General features: G+C 70.9%; 7 protein-coding genes, 7 tRNA genes and 1 pseudogene. 4 read left to right on the top strand and 11 right to left on the bottom strand.

Translation table 11 applies throughout. From position 1 onward, the window contains the following. Positions 1 to 104 (top strand): annotated as a pseudogene (locus J5X75_RS44400) (IS5 family transposase); the annotation flags it as partial. Between the two features lie 19 nt (positions 105 to 123). On the opposite strand, the gene J5X75_RS17760 reads toward J5X75_RS44400, so the two are convergent. The 3 genes from J5X75_RS17760 to J5X75_RS17750 all read right to left on the bottom strand — a co-directional run bounded on the left by J5X75_RS17760 (position 124) and on the right by J5X75_RS17750 (position 2,197). After that, positions 124 to 810: a hypothetical protein gene (locus tag J5X75_RS17760; RefSeq protein WP_208468505.1), complete on the bottom strand. Its 687-nt coding sequence runs from the start codon at positions 808 to 810 to the stop codon at positions 124 to 126. 160 nt (positions 811 to 970) lie between these two features. Continuing rightward, positions 971 to 1,909, bottom strand: a complete 939-nt coding sequence (locus tag J5X75_RS17755; protein WP_208468504.1) for a nucleotide-binding protein — start codon at positions 1,907 to 1,909, stop codon at positions 971 to 973. Between the two features lie 69 nt (positions 1,910 to 1,978). Next, on the bottom strand, positions 1,979 to 2,197 hold the full coding sequence (locus J5X75_RS17750) for a hypothetical protein (RefSeq protein ID WP_208468503.1): 219 nt from the start codon (positions 2,195 to 2,197) through the stop codon (positions 1,979 to 1,981). A 108-nt stretch (positions 2,198 to 2,305) separates the two neighbouring features. Here J5X75_RS17750 and J5X75_RS17745 point away from each other — a divergent pair, with 108 nt between their 5' ends. Both J5X75_RS17745 and J5X75_RS17740 read left to right on the top strand, forming a co-directional pair. Further along, positions 2,306 to 3,292 (top strand): hypothetical protein, encoded by a 987-nt coding sequence (locus J5X75_RS17745; RefSeq protein WP_208468502.1) that lies wholly within the window; start codon positions 2,306 to 2,308, stop codon positions 3,290 to 3,292. Positions 3,293 to 3,421: 129 nt separating this feature from the next. Then, positions 3,422 to 3,973, top strand: a complete 552-nt coding sequence (locus tag J5X75_RS17740) for a QsdR family transcriptional regulator (protein ID WP_208468501.1) — start codon at positions 3,422 to 3,424, stop codon at positions 3,971 to 3,973. On the opposite strand, the gene J5X75_RS17735 is transcribed toward J5X75_RS17740, so the two are convergent. Then, positions 3,889 to 4,770, bottom strand: coding sequence for an alpha/beta hydrolase family protein (locus tag J5X75_RS17735; protein WP_208468500.1), 882 nt, complete (start codon positions 4,768 to 4,770; stop codon positions 3,889 to 3,891). The genes J5X75_RS17740 and J5X75_RS17735 overlap by 85 nt on opposite strands. Before the next feature lie 293 nt (positions 4,771 to 5,063). On the opposite strand from J5X75_RS17735, the gene J5X75_RS17730 reads away from it, so the two are divergent. Continuing rightward, positions 5,064 to 7,352 (top strand): sensor histidine kinase, encoded by a 2,289-nt coding sequence (locus J5X75_RS17730; RefSeq protein ID WP_208468499.1) that lies wholly within the window; start codon positions 5,064 to 5,066, stop codon positions 7,350 to 7,352. A gap of 34 nt (positions 7,353 to 7,386) precedes the next feature. Here J5X75_RS17730 and J5X75_RS17725 read toward each other — a convergent pair. The 7 genes from J5X75_RS17725 to J5X75_RS17695 form a co-directional block, all read right to left on the bottom strand. Next, positions 7,387 to 7,460: transfer RNA gene (locus tag J5X75_RS17725), tRNA-His, on the bottom strand. Between the two features lie 33 nt (positions 7,461 to 7,493). After that, a tRNA-Val gene (locus tag J5X75_RS17720) sits at positions 7,494 to 7,566 on the bottom strand. 5 nt (positions 7,567 to 7,571) lie between these two features. Further along, positions 7,572 to 7,644: transfer RNA gene (locus tag J5X75_RS17715), tRNA-Val, on the bottom strand. Positions 7,645 to 7,646: 2 nt separating this feature from the next. Beyond that, positions 7,647 to 7,723 (bottom strand) — tRNA-Met (locus J5X75_RS17710). 1 nt (position 7,724) lies between these two features. Next, positions 7,725 to 7,797: transfer RNA gene (locus J5X75_RS17705), tRNA-Lys, on the bottom strand. A gap of 15 nt (positions 7,798 to 7,812) precedes the next feature. Further along, positions 7,813 to 7,886 (bottom strand) — tRNA-Ala (locus J5X75_RS17700). A gap of 23 nt (positions 7,887 to 7,909) precedes the next feature. After that, a tRNA-Gly gene (locus J5X75_RS17695) sits at positions 7,910 to 7,981 on the bottom strand. Between the last annotated feature and the right edge of the window lie 548 nt (positions 7,982 to 8,529).

The raw sequence follows: 8,529 nt of genomic DNA, 5'->3' as shown, positions 1-8,529 counted from the left end.
TCGCCCGGCTCAAGCGCCACCGCGGCGTGGCCACCCGCTACGACAAGTTGGCCGTCCGATTCCAGGCCGTCCTAACCATCACGGTCATCTGCGAGTGGCTCTGACCGGCTTATGAAACACGCCTTAGGCCAGCAGGGCCTCGCGCATCTCCTTGCCCGGGTTGAAGCCGCCGACGACCCGGCTGGTGGCCGGATCCCGGACCTCGACGGTGTTGTTGCGGCGCATCTGCTCGCGGATCGGGGACGGCAGCGGCGGCGCGTCGGACATGGCGGCACGGATGTCGCGGGCGGCGGCGATGAGGCGGGCCGCGAGGGTGGCCGAGTCCGCGTCGGGAATCACGCCGCCGTACTCCCATCCGGCGGTGACCAGGTCGAGCAGCTCCAGGACGTGGGTCAGGACCGGGTTCGCGTCGAGGATCCGGACCAGCTGCTTGGCCTGGTCGCCGGCGACGGTCACGGCCGCGGTCGTCTGCACGTACGGATGGAAGGCGCCGGCCGGCACCGTGAGCAAGGGTGACCGCAGCCGCGTGCCGGCGCTCTGCCATGCCCAGCGGTAGTCGCGGCGCTCGACCGGGAAACCCTGGGCGGCCATCGCCGCGAACGCGGTGTCCGCGGACTCCCGCAGCACGAGGGTGGCGGTGACCAGCCCGTCGTCACCGTCGAGCAGCCGGGCCGCCTCGGTGGCCTGATCGGCGAACCGGGCCGGGGTCTGGCCACCGAACCGGGTGCGCAGCTCGCGCAGCAACTCCTGCTGGCGGCCGGGATCCGTCTGCGCCTGCCGTCCACCCGACCCGAACCGGAACCACCGCATGTCGCCTCGTCTCCGCCGCCTCGAGAATCGCGCAACATCGTAGTCGCCGGGACGGGACCGCCTGCGGGCGGATGCTGTCTATAATGACAACCGTTTCCACGAGGGTGTGGTGAGACCGCGCCGGAATGCCCCGTTTGCCGGCGGGGCAGTCCGGCGTTCCTCACACCGGGACCGGGCCCAGCTGGCCGGTGACGTCACCATGGGCGGCGCGGACCCAGCCCTTGCCGGCGACCCGCAGGTGGAGCGTGCGCAGGAGGTCCTCGCGCCGGCCGGCGGAGATCGGCCGCGACGCGGCGTGCCGCGCGATCAGCGCCAGCGGGGCGGCGTCGTCCAGATCCTCCGGCCGCGGCGGGCTGCCGGCCTGGCGGGCCCGGCGCAGACCGGCCTGCATGCCGAGGACCGCGATCGGGGCGACGCCCAGCTCCCGCTCCAGGTACTCCCGGTCCGGCTCGTCGGCCACCTTGTTGCCGACGACCGCCACCGCCTCGGCCACCCCGGCCGCCGCGGCCAGCTCCCGGTAGCGGCGCGCCACCGACACCGACTCCGGCGTCGGCTCGGCCACCACCACGATCACGTCGAACTGGGCGTGCAGCGAGTTCGCGAACGCGTCGGTCCCGGCGACCATGTCACAGACCACCCAGCCCTCGCCGGCCGGATCCAGGTGGGAGAGCAGATTCTCCAGGATGGCGAGATGTCCGTGGTAGCAGCCGGATCCGATGTCCCCGGGCTCGTAGGTCCCGACGTGCAGGACGTGCGCCCGGTCGTCGAGCCGCGCCGCGTGCCGCGCCAGGACCGGATCCGCCGGGTCGAGGGTGACCAGCCGCGACCCCGGGCCCGGCGGTGTCGTCGCCACGAAGTGTTCCACCCCGGCGATCCGGGTGTTGCCGCCGAGCAGATGGGTGCGCACCGACCGCACGTTGTCCGGGTGCGACAGCGCGTCCTCGGCGCGGGCGGTCACACCGAGAAGGGGCGCGAGGTGCACGTTGACGTCCGCGTCGACGGCCAGCACCCGGTGCCCGGCGGCCCGCAGGTGCTGGACGAACAGCGCCGCCAGGGTGCTCTTCCCACTACCGCCCTTGCCAGTGAAAGCGATTTTCATTTGCATGAAGGTAAGGATGGCACGGCGCGGTGGCAAGCACCGCCACTCCGCGATTCCGGTCCGGTACACCTACGTGAACCGCTGCGCGCCGGGAGGGGCCGGCGACACCAGGGCGCCGCGGTCGGCGTACCGGGAAAGGGTTTGACCGGTCCGTGGACGGGCGCCGAGGTCGACCACCAAGGCCGTGGCGAACGCGGCGCCGAACAGGCGCCAGCGCGAGACCGCGGCCGGCGCGGCCGCCGGGCGACGCGTGGCCGGAAAGGTCATCGGGACGGTCATCTGCGACATGCGAGGAAGCGTGACCCGCGACTTCGGGTCTGCCCCATGAGCCCGCTGTGGACTTGCTGACGGCCCGCGCGGACCGGTGGCGGTGCCATGGCAGGGTTATGAGCCGTGATGGGTGTTCTTCTGATGGCCGCGCTGACCGGAGCGCCCGTCGCCACGACCGGACCAGCCGAGACCGTGTGCCGGATCGAGGACGACCGGCTCGTGGAGATCTCCGGCCTGGTCAGCGACGGCAGCGGCTACGTGGTGGTCAACGACAGCTCCGACGACGCGGACCGGCGGCGGATCTTCTTCCTGGACGGGGACTGCGCGGTGACCCGGACGGTGAAGTACCCGTCGGAGCCACAGGACACCGAGGACCTGACCCGCGCCGCCGACGGGACGCTGTGGGTGGGCGACACCGGCGACAACGACAAGGAGCGGGACTCCGTCGCGCTGTGGCGGCTGGACCCGGGGTCGAAGAAGCCGACGATGTTCCGGCTGGCCTACCCGGACGGGCCGCACGACGCGGAGGCGCTGCTGGTGGGCGCGGACGGCGTACCGGTGATCGTGACGAAGGATCCGCTGACCGCCGGGGTGTACGTGCCGGACGGCGACCTGCGCGACGACGGGACCACGACGCTGCGCCGCGCCGGCGGCTGGGGCATCCCGATTGGCACCGGGACCAGCAACCCGTACGGGATCCGGGGCCGGGCCGTCGTGACCGGCGGCGCGGTCAGCCCGGACGGGCGGCGGGTGGCCCTGCGGACGTACGCGGACGCGTTCGAGTTCGACGTGCCGGACGGTGACGTGGTGCGGGCGATCACCGAGGGCACGCCCACGCCGGTGGCGCTGCCGGACGAGCCGCAGGGCGAGTCGATCGCCTACTCCTCGGACGGGACCGCCCTGCTGACGGTCTCCGAGGGCGAGGGTGGCGTGCCGCTGCAGCGCTATCCGACGGCGGCGCCGGTGTCGCCGTCACCGTCGCCCTCTCCGTCGCCGGCCGTGGTGGCCGCGCCCGCCCCGAACAGACGGTTACCGATCGGGGCGCTGATCGCCGGTCTCGCCTTCGCCGGGGCCGCCGGCACGCTGTTCGCCATGCGCCGCCGCCACCATTGATGATCGGTTTTCCCCTCCCCTGCGTACTCATTTCCGGAAGGGGGGAGAATCTTGCTCAGCAAACGGCGTGTCATCGCTCCCGAAGTCCTCCTCCGGGGTGCGGCCATGCATTTCCTACAGCATTCCACGATGGACATGGACCTTCTCGCCACCGAGCTGGCGATCAGCCGGGCGACGCTCTACCGGGCGGCCGGGAGCCGGGACACCCTGCTCGGCGAGGTGTTCTGGGCGATCGGGCGGATCCTGATCGAGGAGGCGTCCGGTGAGGTCACCGCGACCGGCCCGGACCGGGTCATCGGGATCTCCCGGCAGTTCGCCGAGCTGATCGACTCGGCCCAGCAGCTGCGCGCCTTCATCGCCGCCGAGCCGCGGACCGCGGCCCGGGTGCTGTTCACGACGGCCGCCGACATGAACTCCCGGGCGGTCGACGCCCAGCTCGCGATCTTCGTCGAGTCCGGGATCGAGGGCGAGCCCGGGGATCTGCGTCGGCGGGCCCTTCATGTACGTGCGCACCCTCGAGTCGGTGCTGTACGGCCCGCTGCTGGGCAGCGGGCCGATCGCCTTCGAGTCGGCCGAGCCGGCTCTGCGGGCGCTGCTCACACCGTGAAGTCGTCGCAGGTGCTGCGGTACTCGCTGACCGCCGTGCCGGCGCCCGGGCCGGGGCAGACGAACTGCCGGTAGCGGGTGTCGTCGTCGACGAACAGTTTCAGCCAGGCGACGCTGGTGGCGGCGATGGTGGCGTTCGGGGTGTTCGGCGCGAAGTGGCTGGCGTCGTTCAGCTCCAGATAGGCCTTGCCGGGGCCGGTCGGCAGGCTCTGGAAGAACGGTTCGGCGTGGCTGCGGACCGGGGCGATGGTGTCCGACTCCGCGCCGATGATCAGCGTCGGCACGGTGTCCCGGCTGAACGACTTGGTCAGGTTCCACGGGGTGAGCGGGATGGCGGCCCGTAGGCCGGGCCGGCTGCGGGCCGCCTCCAAGGCGCCGCCGCCGCCCATCGAGTGGCCCATCACCGCCACCCGGGAGGCGTCGATCCGGGTCCGGGCGCTGCTCCGGCCGGTCAGGAAGTCGGCGGCGGCGAGCAGCTGGCGGCCACGGCTGGCAGGCTGGTCGGAGGTGGTCAGCGTGTCGATGTTGAACACCACGAAACCCTGCGAGGCGATCCGCGGGGCCAGCCAGGCCATGCTGGACTTGCGGGCGGTGAAGCCGGGCGCGATGACCACCGCGCCGAACGTGCCGGCACCGGTGTCGGCCGGTACGTAGATGTCGCCGCCGCCGAAGCCGGTCACCGAGGCGCGGGCGACGGCGGTCTGCGAGATCGCGAACGGTCCACGCGCCGCCGCGATGCTGTTCGCACTCGGCGCGGGCCCCCGCCGGAAACTCTCGGTGGCGGCGTCGGCACGCGGGATGAGCGTGATCCCGGCGGCGCCGATCGCGACGGCCGCCGCAATTCCGAATAGGCGCGGAATCGTCTTGCCCAATGTTCTCTCCCCACTGACGAAACGATTGTCTGCGAGAAAAGCGTGACCCGGGAATTCGCCGTCGCCAACGGTTCCGCGATTGTTGAGACGGGGGTCCAGGCAAAGCGGTGGAATCGGGCATCACTGATGGACAGCAATTGGTCGCCCACCGTCAATGATCAGATCCGGGCCTGAGGCCGGGTCGGGCGACGGACCGGCCTGCGGTGGCCCGATGCGTCGTCGACGATCCGGGCAATCTCATATGATCGGGCTATAAGGCGCGGCACACGGATGGGGGTGCAGCGGTGGTCGGCATGCCTGTGCTCGACAGGGCCGTACTCGACGCCCCGGCCCGGCTCCATGCCGTCTCGCAAGCCCGCGAAACCTTCGCCGGCATGCCCGTCGGCTTCGATGCCATCGCCCGGATGACCGCCCGTCTGACCAACGCGCCCATCGGGATGATCTCTCTGCTCGGCAGCGCCGAAGAAGAACTCATCGGGCGGTACGGGGTTCCCGAGTGGTTCGCACCGGACCGGCATGGCGCACGCCACGCGCTCTGCGCCTACGTGGTCTGCGGCAACGAGGTGCTCGCGGTCGAGGAGCTGCCTGCGGGCGAGGGCGCGTCCGACGATCCGCTCCGGAGCAATCCGCTGCTCGCCGACGGCGGCATTCGTGCCTTCGCCGGGGCGCCACTGCGTGATGAGGCCGGCCGGCCGTTGGGTGCGGTGTCGGTCGCCGACACCGTGGCGCGTGCGTGGCATCCGGGCGAACTCGCGGTGCTCGCCGAGGTCGCCGAGATGCTCCGGTTCGAGCCGGACGGCGAGGCCGCCCGCGCCACGCTCGGCGAAGAGCCTCCGCCCTCCGGGCGGACCGGCCGGGCCTGGCCGTCGAGCATGCAGGCCGGTTTCGAGGGGGACCGTCGGTTCTTCGCCGCGCTCCTGGACAGCCTGCAGGTCGGCGTGGTGGTGGCCGACAGTACGGGCCGGCCGGTACTGGTCAACAAGATGGCGCGCGAGCGGAACAGGGTTCCTGCCGGGCTCTCTCCGGAGGAGGCCATCGCGACGATCTGTCGCCGGCTGCGCCACTCCGACGGCACTTCGTTCGAGCGACACGAAATGGTGTTCGTACGCGCGCTCGTCGACGAGAACGTGCAGCGAGCCGAATCGATCCTGCAGGGCACAGGGTTCCGGGACCACCACGTGGTCGCCTACGGCAAGGCGCTCCGCACCGACGAGGGCGAGCTGTTCGGCAGCGTCACGACGGTCCTCGACGTCACCGACCGGTGGCGCGCCGACCGGTTCCGCGACTGCAATCTGCGGATCGCCACCATGCTCAACCACGCTGACACCGTCGAAGAGGCCGGTCCGGAGCTGGTCGACGCGCTGGGCGAGGCCCTGGACTGGCCGTGCGTCGCGCTCTGGCTGGCCAACCCGGCCGAGCATGTGCTCGATCTCGTCGCGCACCACCTCGACTCCGGTATCGCGCTCGCCGCGCCGATTCCGGACCGGGTGGAGCGTGGTGGAAGCGTGACGGGTGAGTGCTGGCAGAGCGGCACGCTGCTGTGGGTGCCGCGATATGCCGAATCCCGGTACGCCCGCGGGCCCGGAGCTCAGGAGTTCAGCCCGGCCGGTGACGGGCCTCGTCCGTACACAGCGGTGGCGGTGCCGATCCGCGACGAGGCTTGCGTGGTCGGCGTGCTGACCTGCTTCGCCGACACGGTCGAACACGACAGGCCGTTGCTCACCGGCCTGCTCGAGGACATCGCCGAGCAGGTCGGCTACTTCCTCGCCCGGCACCACAGCATGGAACTGGCGATGCAGCTGGTCCGCACGAGGGACGACTTCATCGCCCTGGTCGGGCATGAGCTGCGCACGCCTCTGACGTCGATCACCACCTGCAGCGACCTGCTGCTGGAGGACGAGCAGTTGTCCGACGACGCACGTGAGCTGGTCGAGATCGTCAGCCGCAACGTCGGATCCGTGCATGCGATCATCGAGGACCTGCTCGACCTCGCCGCCCTGGAGTCGGGCCACCTGCGACCGCAGCTGCTGCCGGTCGACCTGGTCGCCGTCGTCTCCGCCGCGATCGCGGAGCTCGGCGATCAAGCGGGGACCCGGCTGCACACCGGCTTGCCGAGCACGGTCGTGCTGGCCGGCGACGCCCGGCGGTTGCGTCAGGTGGTGGACAACCTGCTTTCCAACGCCGTCAAGTACAGCCCTGACGGTGGTGACATCCATGTCGAGTTGGTCGCCGGGGAGGACTTCGCGGAGCTCGCCGTCACCGACAACGGCATCGGCATCCCCCCGGAGGACCGGGACCGGCTGTTCGACCGTTTCTACCGGGGCGGCAACGCCCGCCACAACATCCCCGGAACAGGGCTCGGGCTGACCCTGGTGCGAACCATCGTGCAGGCGCACTGCGGCACCGTGGCCCTGGATCCCACCAGGAAGAACGGGACCCGCATCCTCGTACGCCTACCGCTGCACGCCGCGGCGACGACGCCGGCCGATGGGCAGCCCGGTGTCGCGCTGCGCTACCCCCTGCGGGGAGCGTTCCGGCCGCTGGAGCCGATCCGGCGCGTGCCGGATCAGGATTGTGGCTGAGCCGCCCGCGCCGCTGCCGGCGCGCCCGCGTGAGGGTGACCGGCCGGACTCGAACCGCGCCGCCTCCAGGTCCACAGCCTGGCGCTCTGCCTGATGAGCTACGGCCACCATGCCGTCGCCGGACACGCCGGTGACGGTTCGTACCCGTGCCGGGACTCGAACCCGGGACAGCCGGTTTGTAGGACCGGTGCTCTCGCCGCTGAGCTACACGGGCATGCGTGTTCCGGCCTGGAATCGAACCAGGGACCTCCGTCTTGTCGAGGCGGCGCTCTACCGACTGAGCTACCGGAACGGGAGCGGGGACGGGATTTGAACCACGTGATCTCCGGCTTATGAGGCCGGCGAGGACGACCGAACTCCTCTACCCCGCAGTGCGCCGTCGGGGACTCGAACCCCGGACATGCCGCTTAAGAGGCGGCAGCTCTACCAGCTGAGCTAACGGCGCGTGTATCGACGTACGTGGACCCGGTCGGAGTCGAACCGACAACCTTCGCTGTGCAAAAGCGTTGCTCTACCAGTTGGAGCTACAGGCCCGAGGGTGTTCTGTGCTGGACACGAGCGGCTACGGGGAGTCGAACCCCGGTCTCCGCCATGGCAAGGCGGCGCACTGACCGTTGTGCTACAGCCGCGCTGTTGAGTGGAGAGAGAACAATTCTGGAACGAATCCAGGGCACGGTCGATCACCGCGGAAAACAGGAAAGCCGCCCGTCCCCCGAGTGCCGAGGTGGGCGGCTAGAACGCAGAGAACGCTGCGCTATCCACTCCACCGATCGGGGCCGTGACCTCGCCGATGCGGCCTCGCCGTCACGACGGGAACGGCGAATCCATATCGCTTGGCGCAGGTCGGCTGCGTCACCATGACGGTTCAACTCCCTTCGGCGATCGTGGTGTTGCGGGTTCTTCGCCCGCCTCACCGGCGTTGAGATCACTCTGCATCATGCCGGCGGAACGCGCGACGTATTTATGAGCCGTGTCATCGCGGACCGGGACCGGCTGGGCCGAGGCGGGCACCGCGCGGCAGTCGGTGACGTGGTAGTAGAACGGTCTCGCCCGGCGGTAACACGTGAGGGTGGTCCGGGGTCAGCGTCTCGCCTCCGGTATCCGCCTCGGCCCGAGGGTTCGTGGCGTCGCCGTAGAGGAACCAGCCGTTCCAGCCGGGATCGGCGGTCAGCCGCGG

It is taken from the genome of Actinoplanes flavus, assembly GCF_017592555.1.
GTDB classification, from domain to species: Bacteria; Actinomycetota; Actinomycetes; order Mycobacteriales; family Micromonosporaceae; genus Actinoplanes; species Actinoplanes flavus.
The sequence above is the reverse complement of the archived record's forward strand: the minus strand, read 5'-3'. Positions and strand labels throughout refer to the sequence as shown.